This is a genomic window from Oceanospirillum sanctuarii (assembly GCF_002150805.1).
Lineage (GTDB): Bacteria > Pseudomonadota > Gammaproteobacteria > Pseudomonadales > Halomonadaceae > Oceanospirillum > Oceanospirillum sanctuarii.
The window spans coordinates 40,814-58,797 of record NZ_MTBA01000004.1; the positions used below are offsets into that span (position 1 = coordinate 40,814).

At 52.5% G+C, this 17,984-nt stretch carries 13 protein-coding genes; 9 read left to right on the forward strand and 4 right to left on the reverse strand.

The window, feature by feature from the left end:
* The first annotated feature begins 177 nt into the window (after positions 1-177).
* The 4 genes from ydiJ (at position 178) to BV405_RS07205 (ending at position 6,491) form a co-directional block, all read left to right on the forward strand.
* Positions 178-3,318, forward strand: coding sequence for a D-2-hydroxyglutarate dehydrogenase YdiJ (gene ydiJ / locus BV405_RS07190; protein WP_086480204.1), 3,141 nt, complete (start codon positions 178-180; stop codon positions 3,316-3,318).
* 154 nt (positions 3,319-3,472) lie between these two features.
* Complete coding sequence (locus tag BV405_RS07195; protein WP_086480205.1) at positions 3,473-4,228, forward strand: substrate-binding periplasmic protein; 756 nt, start codon at positions 3,473-3,475, stop codon at positions 4,226-4,228.
* Positions 4,229-4,237: 9 nt separating this feature from the next.
* Positions 4,238-5,029 carry a substrate-binding periplasmic protein gene (locus BV405_RS07200; RefSeq protein ID WP_086480206.1) on the forward strand — a complete coding sequence of 264 codons (792 nt, stop codon included), beginning with the start codon at positions 4,238-4,240 and terminating at the stop codon, positions 5,027-5,029.
* Between the two features lies 1 nt (position 5,030).
* A complete protein-coding gene (locus tag BV405_RS07205) occupies positions 5,031-6,491 on the forward strand; it encodes a GGDEF domain-containing protein (protein ID WP_086480207.1) in 1,461 nt (486 codons plus the stop codon).
* Here BV405_RS07205 and BV405_RS07210 read toward each other — a convergent pair.
* From BV405_RS07210 to nosP, 4 genes are all read right to left on the reverse strand, one after another.
* Positions 6,475-7,104, reverse strand: coding sequence for a transglutaminase-like domain-containing protein (locus tag BV405_RS07210; RefSeq protein WP_086480208.1), 630 nt, complete (start codon positions 7,102-7,104; stop codon positions 6,475-6,477). The genes BV405_RS07205 and BV405_RS07210 overlap by 17 nt on opposite strands.
* Positions 7,105-7,223: 119 nt before the next feature.
* Positions 7,224-9,629, reverse strand: coding sequence for an ABC transporter substrate-binding protein (locus BV405_RS07215; RefSeq protein WP_140054510.1), 2,406 nt, complete (start codon positions 9,627-9,629; stop codon positions 7,224-7,226).
* Positions 9,630-9,892: 263 nt separating this feature from the next.
* A complete protein-coding gene (locus tag BV405_RS07220; protein WP_086480210.1) occupies positions 9,893-12,502 on the reverse strand; it encodes a hybrid sensor histidine kinase/response regulator in 2,610 nt (869 codons plus the stop codon).
* Positions 12,499-13,767, reverse strand: a complete 1,269-nt coding sequence (nosP, locus tag BV405_RS07225) for a nitric oxide-sensing protein NosP (protein WP_086480211.1) — start codon at positions 13,765-13,767, stop codon at positions 12,499-12,501. The genes BV405_RS07220 and nosP overlap by 4 nt, the downstream gene beginning before the upstream one ends.
* Positions 13,768-14,112: 345 nt before the next feature.
* Between nosP and pqqA the strand changes: the two genes are divergently transcribed.
* The 5 genes from pqqA to pqqE all read left to right on the forward strand — a co-directional run bounded on the left by pqqA (position 14,113) and on the right by pqqE (position 17,941).
* Positions 14,113-14,184: a pyrroloquinoline quinone precursor peptide PqqA gene (gene pqqA, locus BV405_RS07230; protein WP_086481114.1), complete on the forward strand. Its 72-nt coding sequence runs from the start codon at positions 14,113-14,115 to the stop codon at positions 14,182-14,184.
* Between the two features lie 390 nt (positions 14,185-14,574).
* Positions 14,575-15,504 (forward strand): pyrroloquinoline quinone biosynthesis protein PqqB, encoded by a 930-nt coding sequence (gene pqqB, locus BV405_RS07235; protein WP_086480212.1) that lies wholly within the window; start codon positions 14,575-14,577, stop codon positions 15,502-15,504.
* Between the two features lie 168 nt (positions 15,505-15,672).
* The gene (gene pqqC, locus BV405_RS07240) at positions 15,673-16,440 is read left to right on the forward strand and encodes a pyrroloquinoline-quinone synthase PqqC (protein ID WP_086480213.1); all 768 of its coding nucleotides are present in this window, start codon (positions 15,673-15,675) and stop codon (positions 16,438-16,440) included.
* A gap of 30 nt (positions 16,441-16,470) precedes the next feature.
* Positions 16,471-16,752 carry a pyrroloquinoline quinone biosynthesis peptide chaperone PqqD gene (gene pqqD, locus BV405_RS07245; protein ID WP_086480214.1) on the forward strand — a complete coding sequence of 94 codons (282 nt, stop codon included), beginning with the start codon at positions 16,471-16,473 and terminating at the stop codon, positions 16,750-16,752.
* Entirely contained in the window at positions 16,745-17,941 is a 1,197-nt protein-coding gene (gene pqqE, locus BV405_RS07250; protein WP_281251647.1) for a pyrroloquinoline quinone biosynthesis protein PqqE, read from the forward strand. The genes pqqD and pqqE overlap by 8 nt, the downstream gene beginning before the upstream one ends.
* Positions 17,942-17,984 lie beyond the last annotated feature (43 nt).

A 17,984-nucleotide genomic window follows, 5' to 3' on the forward strand; every position in this document is an offset into this window, starting at 1 on the left:
ACTTTACTGACTATTTCGACAGACTGAGATAAAATCATCGGCCATTTTTTTTGATGCCTTGCGCGCCCCGAATCCATACCGGGTATTGAGTGACTGATATCAGAAGCGATCAACAGATCGCCGTCCGGTCACCCTCGCAGGCAAAACACAGTTTCCTCTGGAAGGCACCCGATCCCGATGATTAAGCAACTGGCCGACACCGCTTTATATACCGACGCAGCCGCCAATCTGAAACAGCACGCACCGGCTCCGATCCGTCAGGAGTACCTGAACTTTATTGAAGCGTTAAAAGCAGAAGGCTTTCAGGGCGACCTGAATCCGGATTACGCCAACCGTGTGGTGCTGTCCACGGACAACTCGATTTATCAGGTGCTGCCACAGGCAGTGCTGTACCCGAAAAACCAGAAAGACCTGCAGCTGATCGCCCGCCTGAGCAACCAGCCCGGCTTTGAGCAGGTGGTGTTAAGCCCACGGGGCGGCGGTACAGGCACCAACGGTCAGTCCCTGACTGACGGTCTGGTGGTTGATATCTCCAAACACATGAACCAAATTCTGGAGATCAACGCAGAGGAAGGCTGGGTTCGCGTTCAGACCGGTGTGGTAAAAGACCAGCTGAATAAAGCCCTGAAAGAGCACGGCCTGTTTTTTGCGCCGGAGCTATCCACCAGTAACCGCGCCACCATCGGCGGCATGATCAATACCGACGCCAGCGGTCAGGGCTCGGTACTGTACGGCAAAACCCGCGACCACGTGCTGGAGCTGACCTCTGTCATGCTGGATGGCACCGAATGGACCTCCGGCCCGATCTCTGACGAAGCACTGGCAGAGATCAAACAGCGTGACGACCGAGTAGGTGACGTGCACCGCTTAGCGGATCAGATCTTCAGCGAGCAGGCGGAGCTGATCGAAGCTAAATTCCCGAAACTGAATCGCTGCCTGACCGGTTACGATCTGGCCCATATCCGCGATGACAACGGCCAGTTCAACCTGAATGCGCTGCTTTGCGGTGCCGAAGGCAGTCTGGCCTTTATCAGCGAAGCCAAACTGAATGTCCTGAATATTCCGAAATACTCCGCTCTGGTGAATATTCAGTACGCCAGTTTCAACGACGCCCTGAAAGACGCCAAAGACCTGATGGACTGGCACCCGACCTCCATCGAAACCGTGGATTCCAAAGTACTAAATCTGGCTATGGGCGATATCGTCTGGGACACCGTACGTGACTACTTCCCCGAAGGAAAAAATGGCAAAACCATCGCCGGTATCAACCTGGTGGAATACACAGGTGACGATGAAGCGGAGCTGAACGCCAAGCTGGATAAGCTGACCGCCCATCTGGATCAGATTGCCGGTTCCGAGCTGGCCGGTAACGGCAAGAGCTTTGCCTATACTATCGCCCGGGGTGCCGGTGAGATCGGTAAGATCTGGGGCATGCGTAAAAAAGCTGTAGGCCTGCTGGGTAACGCCGAAGGCGAAAAACGCCCGATCCCCTTTGTGGAAGATACCGCCGTACCCCCGGAAAATCTGGCGGACTTTATTATGGAGTTCCGCGAACTGCTGGACAGCCATGATCTGGCCTACGGCATGTTCGGCCATGTCGATGCCGGTGTACTGCACGTTCGCCCCGCCATCGATATGAAAGACCCGGCCCAGGAAGGCATGATCCGCACCATCACCGATGGCGTGGTAAAACTGACCCAGAAATACAAGGGTCTGCTCTGGGGCGAACACGGTAAAGGTGTCCGTTCTGAATACGCCCCTGAGTTCTTTGGTGAGCTGTATCCTTTTATTCAGGAAGTGAAAGCCGCCTTTGACCCGCGCAACCAGCTGAACCCGGGCAAAATTGCTACTCCGGCTCAGTCAGGCGCTGAGCTGCTGAAAATCGACGGTGTGGCCACCCGTGGTCAGCACGACCGTGAGATCAACGAAGCTACCCGTAACGAGTTCAGTGCTGCCATGTACTGTAACGGTAACGGCGCCTGCTACAACTACGATCCGAACGATGCCATGTGCCCGTCCTGGAAAGCGACCCGTGAGCGCACCCAGTCGCCAAAAGGCCGCTCCTCTCTGATCCGTGAATGGCTGCGCCTGCAGGAAGCGGCTGGGGCCGATCTGCAGCAGGAAGTACGCGAAGTACGTCGGGCAGGTTTTGTCGGCAGCTTTATCCCGCGCCTGAAAAACACCCTTGCCAAACGTAAAGGCGGCAAAGAGAACGAAGACTTCAGCCACGAGGTCTATGACGCCATGGCCGGCTGTCTGGCCTGTAAATCCTGTGTCGGTCAGTGCCCGATCAAGGTCAACGTGCCGGAATTCCGCTCCAAGTTCCTCGAGCTGTACCACGGCCGTTACCTGCGCCCACTGAAAGACTATTTTGTTGGTACGCTGGAATACGTGATCCCTTACTTTGCCAAGGTGCCGCTGCTATACAACCTGCCGATGAAATTTGGCCCGGTGAAGAGCCTGCTGAAAAACACCGCCGGTATGGTCGACAGCCCGCTGATCTGCAAAGAGAACATCGCCAATGAACTGGCGCACTACGGTGTCGCCTGGGCAACACCAAAGGCGCTGGCCCGCATTCCGGCAGATCAGAAAGACAAGACAGTTGTTATCGTGCAGGACGCCTTCACCAGCTTCTTTGAAACCCGTCTGGTGCTGGATATTTTCGACCTGCTGACCCGTCTGGGCTTCCGTGTCTTTATTGCACCGTTTAAACCGAACGGTAAACCGCTGCACGTTCATGGCATGATGAAGCAGTTTGGCCGCGCCGCTGCTGATAACGCTGAGATGCTGCGGGCACTGAATCAGACCGGTATTCCGCTGGTGGGTATCGATCCGTCCATGACCCTGACCTACCGCCAGGAGTACACCAAGGCACTGCCGGAGGGTGATGCCCCTGAGGTATTGCTGCTGCAGGAGTGGCTGGGCAACCAGACTGCTCAGCTGGAAGCCTTCAAAGCAGCTGAAACCGAAGCATCAGAAGACAAAGAAGTCTTCCTGATGGCTCACTGTACCGAGAAAACCAACGCTGCAGCGACCATCAAAATGTGGCAGCAGATTTATGCCGCACTGGGTTATAAACTGACCCTGCAGGCCAGCGGGTGCTGCGGTATGTCCGGTACTTTCGGCCATGAAACAGCAAACCTGGAAACCTCGAAAACCATCTACAGCCAAAGCTGGGCGGGTATCGTGGCGGACAGCAGCAAACAGGGCAAACTGGTGGCCACCGGTTACTCCTGCCGTAGCCAGGTAAAACGCATCGACAGTCAGCAGATCCCGCATCCGCTGCAGTGGTTATTACAAAACCTGCCAAATAATTAAACCTTTTATCATCCAAAAGGCTAATACTGGTAGAAACCCCTACCTTTTCAGGGCTTCCCCCGTTAAACTACATGATGTAACAAAGCAGGGACGGCTGTATCACAGATGCAGCCGTTTTTTTTGCTCAGGGATTTGAGACATCAGGGGGAATCAAATGGCAAAGCCAAATATTCTGAAACCACTTTTCGGCTTGCTGGCCACCCTTTTGTTGTTCACATCAACGCCAGCTAAATCCGATACCCTCCTGATCGGCATTCTTGAGTCCCCCATGATGGGTTACAGGGATGCAGATAACCAGCTCAGTGGCTTTGAAGCAGAGCTGGCTCAGCAGATCTGCGAGCGTATCGACCACGATTGCGAATTTGTGCTTCAACCCTTCGGCAACAATCTGGATGGTGTGCGCCTCGGCCAGCTGGATATGGCCTTTTCCAGCATTTTGGTGACAGAAGCCCGCAAGCAATACCTCACCTTTTCCGAACGCTATATGCGATCCGTATCCAGCTATGTGGGTAATCCGGACAAACAACCCAAATACCGGCCAACGAAGGTGGCTGTGGTCAAAGACTCAGTTCAGGAGTATTACCTGAAACAGAACTTCAGCACCTCAATGGAAACGCTGATCTACACCGATGTTGACGAAGTCTATGCCGCCCTGAAAAACGGCGATGCGGATCTGGTTCTGTTGCCAGCCATTATTCAACTGGGTTTTCTCTACAACGATGCCAGTGGCTTGTTTGATCTGATTGGCGGCCCCATCGATAACCCCAAACTGGCAGGTGATGTGGCCGTGGCTATCACCCCGGAACGTCACCGCTTAAAAACCGATATTGATCAGGCAATCCGTAGCCTGCTCACCGATGGCAGCTTTAACCGTCTGAACAACAAATATTTTCCGTTCAATATCTACTAGGGTTCATCGATGAACACCACAACACAGTTTAGGGTTCGCTTCAGAACGATCTTATTGCTCCTGATCACCCTTACCTTAATGGCAGTCAGCAGTTTTTCTGCTGCACAGGAAGTGATCCGGGTTGGTATTTCCACTTCATTTAAACCCTTTAATTTCATCGACAAAAATGGCGAAATCAGTGGCTATAACGCCGACGTGGCCCGTGCGATCTGCGACAAAATGCAGGTCAGATGTGAATTCGTCACCATGGTTTTTCCGAAAATTATTCCCGCACTGGAAAACAACGAGATTCAGCTGGCCGCCAGCAATCTGCTGAAAACTCCTGAGCGGCTGAACAAAATCAACTTCACCGATAAATACTACCGCTCAACCACCAGCCTGATGGGCAAGAGTGAAAACAGTTTTAAAGACCCTGAACAGCTACTGCAGGATCCAAGTAGCAGGATTATGGCCACCAAGAGTTCAACCCAGTGGCGTTATCTGCAAGAGAACTCAAAAGCTCAGTTGGTGTCTGTAAACACTCAGAAAGAAGCCTTGCAGGCGATGGCAGAGGGAAAAGCTGACTACATCCTGCTACCCACACTGTTTGCCCTGAACTATCTGCAACAACCGGAAAACAGTCATCTGGACTTTATTGGTCTGCCAATTAACCACCCAAGTCTCGAGGGTGATGTGCACATGGGGCTGACCAAAGCCCGACCAGACTTACAGAAACGTGCGAATAAGGCGATCCGCCAACTGGTGGACTCCGGTGAACTTCGTGCGCTGATCGATAAATATTTCCCTTTTAACGTGTATTGATATGCCGAATCAGGAAAACCATCACCAACGTCCTCATATTCGCAAGCTGCTGCTTAAGTTGATTGCGATGCTGGTGCTCTTTATCGCCTGCACACTGGGCATCGTGGCGGTGATGCACAATTACAGTCTAAAGCTCATTAAAACCAGTCAGGATGAACTCCTGCCTGCAATTCACGATCATCAGCGGGCTGCTCTTAATCTTGAGCGACTGGAGCGCATGGGCGATCTGGTGGTTTACGGTGGCAGTATTACCCTGATCCGAAAAAATGCTCTGGCAGCTCAGGTACTGGCTTTCCAGCCTTCATTTAACTTCAGCCCGGAAACCAAGAAAACTGTTCAATCCGCTTTTGAGCTGCTTCGGGAAGTACGCCGCACCCGTCAAACCCTGCTTAGCAGCCAGGCTGATCGTCTTAGCAGTATCGAACGGGAAAACCTGATTCAGTTGGAACGAACCCTGCAAATCCGTTGGGGCGAGTACAAACAGGAACTCTTTGAGCTGCAAAACAAAATTATTAGTGACGCCACGACCCTGCAAACCGCCAACATGAATCAGATTACCTCCACCAACAATCTGATTCTGGTGGCAGCAAGCGCCGGTGTTTCCCTGCTGTTGCTGGTAATCTTCTTTATTGGCTACAACCTCTACAAACACCTGATCACCCCGATCATTGAGGCTAGTAGTGCGCTGACCGCACTGGAACAACGCTCAGGCCACGCACCACTGACAGAAGCCCGCTATCAGGAATTGCATACCATCCGTAAAGCCGTGAACAGCCTTGGAGAAACCATGACCAAGCTGCACAACATGGCCACCCGGGACTCTCTGACCGGCTGTGTAAACCGGGGCTACTTTATGGAACTGGCGCAACAGGCTCTGAGCAGCGCACATCGCAACAAGAGTGCTTTGGCACTTGTGATGCTGGATGTTGACCACTTTAAAAAGGTCAACGATCAGTATGGTCATGCCGTGGGTGATGACACCCTGAAACTGGCAACCAAATGGATTCGCGGCATGCTGCCGGATGACGCCTTTATCGGTCGCTTAGGTGGCGAAGAGTTTGCTCTGATTCTTCCGGATTATGATGCGGAACAGGCGGTCAACCTCAGCGACAAGATCCGCTTATTGATCGCTAAAAACTCAACGGACAGCGGAACGATCCCCGCGATAACGGTCAGTTTGGGCGTTGAAGTAGTGAAAAGCGCAACAGATGAAGTAGATAAGTTACTGTCACAGGCAGATAAAGCCCTCTATCAGGCAAAAGCCAGTGGGCGGAATCAGGTGATTTTGTATCAGATCACCGAAGAGACGGCAGATGCGAAAGCAGCAGAGTCAACGGTCACCCCCCATACCAACACCCGCCTGAAAAGCGCACAACTGGATGGTGATACCTCAGGCATGCACGTGACTGCGACTGGAGTAATCACTAACTTCCCAACGGAAACCGCTAAGCCGCAGGCCTAGAAAAGCCTTTAGGCTTTCGGCTCTGGCTTTCAAAAGCCATATCTTCTTCCCTAATCTGGCAAGAAGAGGGCAAAGTCAGATACAGCTCACGAACATGGGAAGCGTTTACCAGAGCATCTACCACACAAGTTAAGGGATTTGGCCAGATCCCTTTCACCCGCATTCCATCGGGATGGGTCAGGCTAATCTCAGGCGGATTAAAGGTGGTTTTAACGCCCTGACGGCTGCCTCTCGCATCCAGATCATACCAACCCGAGTGCGGCAGATAGACAGTATTAAAACCGTGAAGCCGATGCGGACTGGTGCCCCACTCATTATCCACCTGCTGATAAGCAAACCCCGTTGAAATGCCGTTAGCCCGCAGTAGCGCAGCCAGAAGATGACTTTTGGCAAAACAGCAGCCATGTTTATTAATCAGGACTTCTGAGGCTTTCAGAGGCACCGCCTCTTTCTGATATTCCCAGCTATGCTCGATCTGATCACGAACCCAGTTAAAAGTACGGGTAATCAGGATAAGGGGATCTTCACTCTGCTTTGCCAGGTAGCTGGCAAGGGCAAGCACTTCCGGGTGATCCCAGTTAACGATCATGGTTGAGCGAAGAAAAGGACTCATGGGCGGCACTCCGGCTGAGGTTATTTCAGCCGATCATGCCGCAAGAGAATGACAATCCTTTGAAGCCTTGCTGACATCTTCGTGACAGGCAGCAGATGCTTCATAGTGAAAACGCACCACTAGGGCAGCTCAGAACGACGCGCGCCGCGTATATCCGTCATAACGCAGTTTCTGCCCGAGGATTTAGCCTGATACAACATACGATCTGCCCGGCTGGTAATCTGGTAGGCGCTCTCTTCAGGCTGTAGTGCCGCAAGACCAATACTGACCGTAAGATGGCCAACATCCGGGAAAAAAGTCGTTTCAACTTTTCGTCGAATTTCCTGAGCCACCTGTCCGGCGGCCCCTAAATCGGTATCCGGCAGGATGAGCAAAAACTCTTCGCCACCCCAGCGCCCGATAATCAGCCGATCACTGCTAAAACCCTTCATAATATCGGCAAAAGCCTTCAAAACACGGTCGCCGGTGTTGTGGCCAAAACGATCATTAACCTGCTTAAAGTGATCCATATCCAGCAGCATCACACTGAGGCCTTTCTGACGGGATAAGCAGTGAACCACCGCTTCCTCCAGAGTGTTTTCGATATGGTATCGGTTCTTCAGGCCAGTCAGGGCATCGGTTCGGGACAGTGTTTCCAACTGCTGATTCTTACTGATCAGTTCATCATTCAATCTTAATGTGGCTTCTTCCGCCTTACGACGCTGAACAATTTCCTGTGCCAAAGCCTGGTTAGCCCGACGCAATCGACTGTAGAACACCAGAAAAACGGTCATTAGCAGAATCACGATACCGGCTGCACGCCAAAGCACGGCATTGCTGACTTCTGGCTCAGCAGTAACCTGCACCCAATGACGGATAATTTCATTCATCCGCCCTTCAGGAACGCTGTCATAAGCTTTCTGAACCAGAGTTCGCAGCTCAGGCCAGTCTGACCGAACACCAACAGAAAGCGGCGTTTTATAAGGGAAAAGACCCGCAATATGCAGATTCTGCAGACCGGACTGACGAATGCCGTAGCCTGAGGTAGCGATCGTATCGACAAAACCATCGACCTCGCCCTTAGAAAGCCCCAAAAGAGCTTTGTCCATCGTGGCATAGTTTTTCAGCCGGATATCAGGAAAGTGACGCAGCAACAGCGCTTCATGAATTCCTCCGGTCAACACCGCAAGGCTCTTACCTTTCAGCTCACGAATATCTGAGATATAAGCCTGACTGTCCCGGGTAACAATCGCGTTGCTGACATCGACATAACTCTCGGTAAAACTGATTAAAGGCTGACGATCTGAGCTAGGAACAACCGCAGACAAGAGATCGCAACGCCGGTCTTTAATCGCCTGCAGGGCTTCATTCCAGGTTTCGGAAACCACATCGACCACTTCAATTCCTACTCCTGCCAGTGCTTCCCGCATCAGGTCAGGCCCGATACCGATGGAGGCGTTATCCTGAACACCTTCGTAAGGCAACCAGTCTGGCGAACTGCATAAACGCAGGCGGGAATGTTTCTGGATAAAGAGCTGCTCTTTTTCGGTGAGTGCAATCTCCGGCTGAAGTTCATCCCGCCCCTGCCAGACAAAACTTTGCAGGTCATTACTGGCAATCGTCAGAGCACCACTGAGCAGATATACCTCCTGCAGGCGATGCAGTCGCTGCAGATCAACGCTACCCAGAGGATAAACTTCCTCAGAGATCAGCTTGGTAACCTCTCGGGCTTCATAGTACAGAGCAGCCATGCTCTTGCGCTGGCTGTAATCACGATAAATCAGGTCAACTATCTCCGCCGGATGCTCCAGCGCGTAGCGCCAGCCCTTAAGGCTGGCCCGGCGAAATGCGGCAACCCGCTCAGGGTGTAACTGAACTTCTTTCTGGCTGGTAAAGAGATTATTACTGTAAAAATCCGCGCCATAGTTCGCCGGATCTATGATCACGGTATCCACGCCAGCCGCCTGAAGTTCGTAGGTCTGGTTAGTGATATAAGCGGTCATGGCATCGACCTCACCGTCGACCAGCTCCTTGATACGGTAGCTGTGAGCAACCTGCTGCATCTGATCAGGGCGGACCTGCGCCTGATGCAGCATATAGCTGATCTCAGCACTGTTCAGATCCATGGGCTGGGTCATCAGTCTTTTGCCGATCAGATCCCGAGGCTGACGGATGCCGCTGTCCTGCCGGGCCAGCACGACAAGTGGAGAATGCTTAAACAGGTTGGCCATAAGAACAATAGGTGCTCCACGCCCCCAGCTGGCCAGAAGGTCAGCGTTACCCAAACCATACTCAGCTCGCCCTGAAACAACTTCATCGACAACAGAGACTCCCGCGCTTGCCTCGCGCAGGCTGACCTCAAGCCCCTCCTCCAGGTAATAACCCTGCTCAATTGCCGCGTAGAAACCGGCAAACTCAAACTGGTGCACCCAGGGCAGCTGAAGACTGATTGGTGTCACACCGGGACGTTCGGGTGGTGGAATGACAGCGTCCTGATCCTGAGAGGCGCCATGGGCAAAGCCTGCAAAAATAACCAGAAGAAGCACTAGAGAAAATATGACTAAACAGAATCTGAAACGGATACGGGCTAAAGATAAAATTCGGTAAAAAAAGGGAAAAGAGCCTGAATAAAGCTCATAGAAAGGAGGGAAAGTACTGTCGGGTCTGCCTGTAACTGCCACTAAGAAGCCCTTAAAGTCACTGTTTATACTAATTATTTTAAAGATGACTTTAAGGGCTAGCGTTAAAAAAATCGACTAGGGAATACCCTAAGCACAGATTCAAGGGCCTGAAACTCAAAGCTACTGACTCAGCTCATCAGCTGCCCCATCAGAAGACGCAGCTTCATCGGCTTAACCGGTTTATTGAGTAACTGATAATTGATTGCCTGAATCTCTGAGTTGAGGGCTTTGGAGTAGTTCGCCGTAATCACAATCACAGGGACAGGATCGGTCATCAGAGCATTCAGCTCCTGAGCGACATCGACGCCTATCTCGTCATTGTCCAGATGGTAATCCACCAGCAAAAGATCCGGCCTGAAGCCGTCTTCGATCAGCTGAAGCGCATCATCACGACCAAGGGCGGTCATCACATCCATACCCCAGCCATCCAACAGCTGTTCCATGCCCAGACAGATTGCCGGATCATTATCCAGCACCAGCACAGGCCGGCTTTCCAGCGGGTTAATCTGAGGAGCAGGCTGCACGCGCTCTGTCAGCTCCAACTGGTTTGGATCTGCCAACGGAACTTCAACCGAAAACACCGACCCCTTACCCGGAACTGAGCGCACCCGAATCTTATGATCCAATACCCGGGCGATCTTATCGACAATCGCAAGCCCGAGACCCAGACCTTTATCACTGGCGGAAGTACTGCGCTTCAGTCGGCTGAACTCACGGAAGATCTCACTCATCTTCTCCGGTTCAATGCCCTCGCCGGAATCCCAAACCTCGATACTGATACAGCTGCCCTTCTTGCGCGTTGCCAAAAGAATCTGACCGCCTGCTTCGGTATAACGACTGGCATTAGTAAGGAAATTTCGCAGGATACGCCCCAGCAACTGGGAATCGGAATACACCAGGCAGCCACCCACACGGGAACGGAATCGTTGCTGCTTAAGAGCAGTCTGCTCTTCATATTCATGACAGAGACTCTGTAGCAGCGCATCCAGCGTGAAGTTATTCATCTGGGCTTCAACTACACCCGCATCCAGCTTGGAGATGTCCACTAAGGCACCAATCAACCCTTCCACATCACTTAATGAAGAGGCTGTAGAGGTCACCAATTTTCTTGCAGCGCCGTCCAGGGGATATTCTGCAAGGGCACTGTTGAACAAACGGGCTGCATTCATGGGTTGCAGCAGATCATGGCTGATCGCCGCGAGGAATTTGGTTTTCGAGAGGTTAGCTTCTTCCGCCTGTTTTTTCGCATCAAGAAGCTCTGAGGTTCTCTCTTCTACCCGCTGCTCCAGCAGCACGTTAGCGTCTCTTAACGCCTGAGCAGTTCTGCGGCGTTCAGTAATATCCTGCGTCAGTACAAAGAAGCCCAGCGTCTCGCCACTGGCCGCCAGGTGAGGGACATAGGTTTTGTGCAGGTAGCGAATCTCACCATCCTGATTGGCTTCATCCACCTCAAAGCTGACACTGTCACCTTTGATCACCTTATCAACATAGTGCTCCAGTCTGTGCAGCTGACGCTCGGAATAGACCTGACTCAGATGCCGCCCCTGAAGCTCATCCCGATTCAGGCCATGCCATTCCTGATAAGCCTTGTTGGTGAACTCATATTCCTGACGGGCGTTGACGTAACAGATCATGGCGGGCAGCGCATCGGTAATCAGACGCATCTTCTGCTCACTCTGCTGGAGCGCACGGGCAAAAAGACTGCGTTCAGTAATATCGGTAAAGGTGATTACCCGACCACCTTCAGCCCTTGGCTGCTGGCGGATTTCCAATACTGAACCATCTTTCAGACCGATCTCGTAATGGGCGGTATCCCCCAAAGGCAGAGGCCAGTTCTGACCGGTAGCAGGCGTGTTAACCTTCCCCTTTACCGCTGGATCACGTAAGCGGCTATTCAGGAGTTCAGTAAAATTCCGGCAATGACCAAGCTCCTGCTCTTTGATGCCGGTCAGCTCGGTCAGGCGGGTATTCCAGACCTCAGGAATGCCCTGATCACTGACCAGAACCACACCCTGAGAGAGGTTTTCCAGTGTACTTTGCAGAATGCGGGATTTCTCCGCCAGCGCTGCTTCCCGACGCTCGGTTTCGATCGCTTTCAGCTCGGTAATATCGGTATAGAGAATGGAGAGATCGCCGGTGGCTGTTTCCCGCTGATTGACCTGCATCCAGCGGCCATCTCTCAGGCGGATCACCTGACCATAGGCTTGCTGATACAGCTGAAGCTCTTCCTGCGTGGTGGCATCATCCAGCAGGATCTCGGCCCCGTGGCGGTTGATTTCTGAAAGCGTTGTGCCCGCTTCAATTGGGAAACCGTAACGCTGCCAAATCTGACGATAGCGGCTGTTACAGAGCACCATGCGGCGCTGACCATCAAAGAGTACAAAAGCGTCGGTCATGCCTTCGATGGCATCCATAAGGCGGTTGTGCAGGGTTTCGATATCGATATGCGCCTGCTTCAACGCCTGATTACTGTCTCTCAGATCCGCCAGAGCCGCATTCAGGGCTGCGGTTCGCTCACGTACCTGCTCGGCCAGCAAGGCTGAGTTTTCAAACGCAGCATAAGCGCGGCCGCCCACATCTGGAGCGGCTTCGACCCGGTCGATCAGCGCCAGATTCATCTGCTGCAGACGGTAGTTTTCATCCGAAAGAGATTGCTTGCTGCTTTCCAGTACTTTTACCTGCTGACGCAGCGCCAGCAGTTCCTGATACTCTTCTGAGGTCAGAGTTGGCTCGCTCATCCCGCGGCCTCCACAGTATCGGGACCAGTACAGCGACCAATAGCAACACCAGTGAAGGTAGCATTCAGATGAATACCATTCACATGCTCACCGTAGGTGTTAAAGCCAACTATATTGCGACGAGATAAGCGATCAGAAACCTGGTCCAGCTCCTGACGGGAGGTCAGCTCCAACTGACGGAAGATGCAGTCAAAACCCAATATCAGCTGCTGTTCACCCAGCTCATCATCGATCCGTTCCAGCAACAGATCCAGTGCCTCAGGAATATTCAGATGTCGGTTACGGCGAAGAACAATGCCGCGCTCAACCGCACAGTAAAAACTCAGACTGCCGTCATCATTAGCACTTTGAACCGCACGGACAAAACTCTCTCCGGCAATGCGCACACTTAACGTGTGCTGGGCAAAAAGTGATGGATTGAGCTGGTCCGGTGTAACACCCAACGAGCGGGCATAAACGTCTGCCGCCGGTTGTGCGTTCAACTCATAAACTCTGCGGTGCTCACTGTCGACCTTAGTGGCGACAAACAACTCGTCCGTGTCTTCCACATGTTTCTGGGAAAACACCATAAAGGGACAGGCGGTATTGACCAGCATAAGTACGGCGGCGTTCTGATAGCTTTTACCCTGAAACACTACCTGAGTATGGGAAAAGTCCAGATCATCCCCAGCAGAACCGCCCAGCATAGGAATACTGCCTAGCACGGCACTTAAAGTATTCAGCACCACCTCTTCATGTTCCGACATACCATCCAGCAGAGTCAGCAGAAAGGTATGGCCTTTAACAGGAGCCTTCTGGCGATGCTGGCAACGCTCCAGCATGTGGCTGACCTGCTGCTGTGCTTCGGTGAAATCAAACTGGTTAAGATGCTCGATCAGAGCGGTTTCGATATGAAAAGTGGTTTCAGGGAACGCAACGGCAGACACACTGCCCTGACAATAACCCACAGGACTTAACTCACCGGCACTGGTACAACCGATAATCGACTTGTCCGGCATCAGGCGCTCTAACTCGGTAGCCAGAGCTTCAACATCCAACTGGGCAGAGCAGAAAAACAGCACCCATTTAAGAGCAGGATCAGCAAAGGTTTTTGCCAGCTCTTCTGCACTGGCACAGATATCTTCCTGATGTGAAACCGCAGTAACAGCTGAAGTCAGCAAAGAAGGTGATGAAAGCGGAGCGGGCACAGCAGATGAAACAGGGGAAGATATTGGCTTTACATCTCCCTCTGCTGTTGTTCTTAATGCTTCGGTGATTCCTGTCATATTGGCTCCGATTTCTGGATTCCGACGCACCTCTACAAAGGTTTCGGAATGGCCATACAGAGCTGTTTTTATAGTATTTATCACATCTGCTCACCATGAGTCCTAAGGCTCAGATTCACTGAACAAGGGTTTAATAAAACACCCATTTTTTAATAAACCTTTTTACTACGACCATAAGGGGTTCGATATAGTCCCGAAGTACTATATTGCCCGCTACCTTGCCCTGCCTAACATTGTTGGTGTCTGAACACGCTGTTCAGGCTCTGTTAAGACCACAACAATAACCGGGTTAATGTTCTCCATCTCAGGATGGCTAACCAACCACCCAAACAGAGGTAAAGCATCATGTGGAAAAAACCTAGCTATCAGGACCTGCGCATCGGTTTCGAAGTAACTATGTACTTCAGCAACCGCTAAGCGCTTTGGCTGAAGAGTCTGCGGTGATGCTGCCTTTTATGTTAGAGACAAGCAGATTGCAGACTCAGAAGCCTTAAGGCTGCCGGAGCTTTCCGGTTGCCGGGGAAAACCCGGCTTTGGGTTTTCCCTTCCGGACGCTTCTACAGCGATCAACCACATAACGCTCATCTCCCGTTTAGCTTTTCATCGTTATCAGGCTAAACAGTGTTCAGACAAAACTGAACCCGCACCCAGAAGGATCTGAGTCTTTGAGCGCAACCCAACAGATTTAATGATCCGGCCCGTTTCAGGCAAAGCAGACCCTCATCATCGCTTTACCAACCCGGATCAGGCAACAGAGTCTAGGCTCTTAGCGCCCAACACTTAGCGCCAGAAATAAGGGGAAGCACTATGCATATTCGGGTTTTAGGTTCCGCAGCAGGCGGAGGCTTCCCTCAGTGGAACTGCAACTGTCCCAACTGTACCGGCGTGCGTCAAGGCACGATCAAAGCCAGCGCCCGTACCCAGTCATCAATTACTGTCAGTGCTGATGGTGAAAACTGGCTGCTGTTTAACGCGTCACCAGATATCCGCGCTCAACTGGAATCCTTCGGACCGCTTCAGCCGAATCGTAAAATCCGTGATACCGGCATCTCAGCCGTTATGCTGATCGACAGTCAGATCGATCACAGCACAGGCCTTCTGATGCTGCGCGAAGGTTGCCCGCACACCGTTTACTGCACCGATATGGTGTTTCAGGACCTGAGCCACGGCTTCCCGATTTTCCCGATGCTTGAAGCCTGGAATGGCGGCCTGCAACGTCGCGGTATTCCGCTTTATGCTGAACCCTTCTACCTACCGGAAGTACCGGGACTACGCCTGCAGGTGGTTCACCTGAGCAGTAAAGCGCCGCCTTATTCTCCGCACCGCTACGATCCGCATCCGGGGGACAACATAGGTGTACTCATCACAGATACCAATACCGGCGGCAAAGTGTTTTATGCGCCGGGTCTGGGTGAGATTGAAGAACACCTGCTCCCCCTGATCGATCAGGCCGATTGCCTGATGGTCGATGGCACCCTCTGGCAGGACGATGAACTGATCGAGCTGATGGGCGCGGACAAGCGCGGCAGCGATATCGGCCACCTGCCGCAATGGGGCGATGGCCCGAACGGAGAAGGCGGCATGATCGAGTTTCTGTCCCGCTACCCGGACAAAAAACGGGTGCTGATTCATATCAACAACACCAACCCGATTCTGGTGGAAGACTCGCCACAACGTGCCCAGCTGGACGAAGCAGGCATCGAAGTCGCTTACGACGGTATGGATATTCGCCTTTGACACTTTTCAGGGCTGTCGGTTAACCGACAGCCCTGTTTTGTTTGGCCAGCTGACGTTCAGATCTCAGGTTTCCAAACAGAACACGACAAAACAACCAAACCCTGAAGCGCGAAAAACCAAGCGCATCCAACAATAAAACAGCTAACAACAATAAGAACGGAGGCCATTATGAGCCAGCAACATGCCCCTGAGACCCTGCCATGGACCCGCGAAGAGTTTGAGCAACGTCTGCGTGCAAAAGGTGATCTCTACCATATTCATCACCCGTACCATATCGCTATGCATCAGGGTGAATGCACCCCTGAGCAGATTCGCGCCTGGGTGGCTAACCGCTTTTACTATCAGGTCAGCATTCCGGTAAAAGACGCTGCGATTATGGCCAACTGCCATGATCAGGAAGTTCGTCGTCACTGGATTCAGCGCATCATCGATCACGATGGCCGTGAAGGTACGGAAGGCGGTATCGAAGCCTGGTTGCGTCTGGGTGAAGCGGTCGGTATTCCACGGGAAGAGTTGCTGGATCATCGCCACGTACTGCCGGGTGTTCGCTTTGCAGTCGATGCTTACGTTAATTTCGCCCGCAAGGCGACCTGGCAGGAAGCTGCCTGCTCCTCTCTGACCGAGATGTTCGCGCCTAAGATTCACCAGTCCCGCCTCGACACCTGGCCGGATAACTACCCGTGGATCGAGCAGGAAGGTCTGCAGTATTTCCGCAACCGTCTGACCGAAGCCCGTCGCGATGTGGTTCACGGCATCCAGATCACGCTGGATCACTTCACTACCCGCGAACAGCAGGAACGCGCTCTGAACATCCTGCAGTTCAAGCTAGATGTACTCTGGTGTCTGCTGGATTCTCTCTCTATGGCCCATGAACTGAACCGTCGCCCGTTCCACACAGTAACCGACGAAGCAATTCACCACAGCCGTATTGTGTAACTGGCTATCACCAAATTACAGGAGAATCCGATGGACAGCCTGATGCAGCAAACCCCTGCCATTAACCGGCTGTTTCGTTTCCAGTGGGAGCCAGCCTCCCACTGCCATGTCCTCCTCTACCCGGAGGGCATGGTGCGGTTAAACGAATCTGCCGGTGCCATTCTGACCCATGTGGATGGCAACCGGACTATCGCTCAGATTATCGACCAGCTAAAAGCAGACTTCCCTGAAGCTGGTGACGATCTGGTTCAGGACGTGATCGACTTTTTTACCGAGGCGCACCATGAATTGCACTGGATCGATTTTGCCTGATGTTCCCAACTCAGCATCTGAGCAACAACATGCAGACGTTCCGCCAACACCGGAAACCGGTCAGCCACTTTGGCTGCTGGCGGAACTCACCTATCGCTGCCCGCTGCAATGCCCTTACTGCTCCAACCCGCTGGATTTCGAGCAGCGCAAACAGGAGCTGACTACTGAACAGTGGATCTCGGTTTTTGAACAAGCCCGAAGACTGGGAGCGGCACAGCTGGGCTTCTCCGGTGGCGAACCCCTGCTGCGTGATGATCTGGAAGAACTGATCAGAGCCGCCCGGGATCTGGGGTACTACACCAACCTGATCACCTCCGGCATGGGTCTGACCTATGAGCGGATGCAGGCCTTTAAAGAGGCTGGGCTGGACCATATTCAGGTCAGCTTTCAGGCCAGCAACGCCGAGATGAACAACTACCTGTCCGGCAATCAACGCTCCTTTGATGAGAAGCTGGAAGTTGCCCGCACAGTAAAAGCTCTGGGCTATCCCATGGTGTTCAACTGCGTGATCCACCGGGAAAACATCGACCAGATCGACAAGATCATCGAGCTATCTATCGAGCTGGAATCCGATTACGTGGAACTGGCCACCTCGCAATATTACGGCTGGGCCCTGAAAAACCGGGATCACCTGCTGCCATCCAAAGCGCAGCTGGTAGCCGCAGAAGCGACCACCAATCGCTATCGGGAACAGATCAAAGATACCCACCGTACCAAGCTGATTTTTGTGGTGCCGGATTACTACGAAGAGCGCCCCAAAGGCTGCATGAATGGCTGGGGCAATCTCTTCCTGACCATCACGCCGGATGGCACTGCTCTGCCTTGCCATAGTGCCCGGGAACTGCCGATTGAGTTCCCGAATGTGGCAGATACCCCGGTCGAAGAGATCTGGTATCGCTCAAAGGGCTTTAACCACTATCGCGGCTACGAATGGATGAAAGAGCCTTGCCGCTCCTGTGATGAAAAAGAGCAGGATTTCGGCGGCTGTCGCTGTCAGGCCTTTGCCCTGACCGGTGATGCAGATAACGCCGATCCTGTGTGCAGCAAGTCGCCACACCGTCATCTGATCACAGATGCTCAGGCTAATGCGGACAAAGCCCAACCGGCCAGTGAGCCTCTGATCTACCGTAACCGGAAAAACTCGGCACAGCTGATTTCTGTTCAGCAGATCGAAGAAGAGTCCGTTTAAAAAGCGTTTATGCAAATTTAAAGATGCGTCAAAGACGACAACA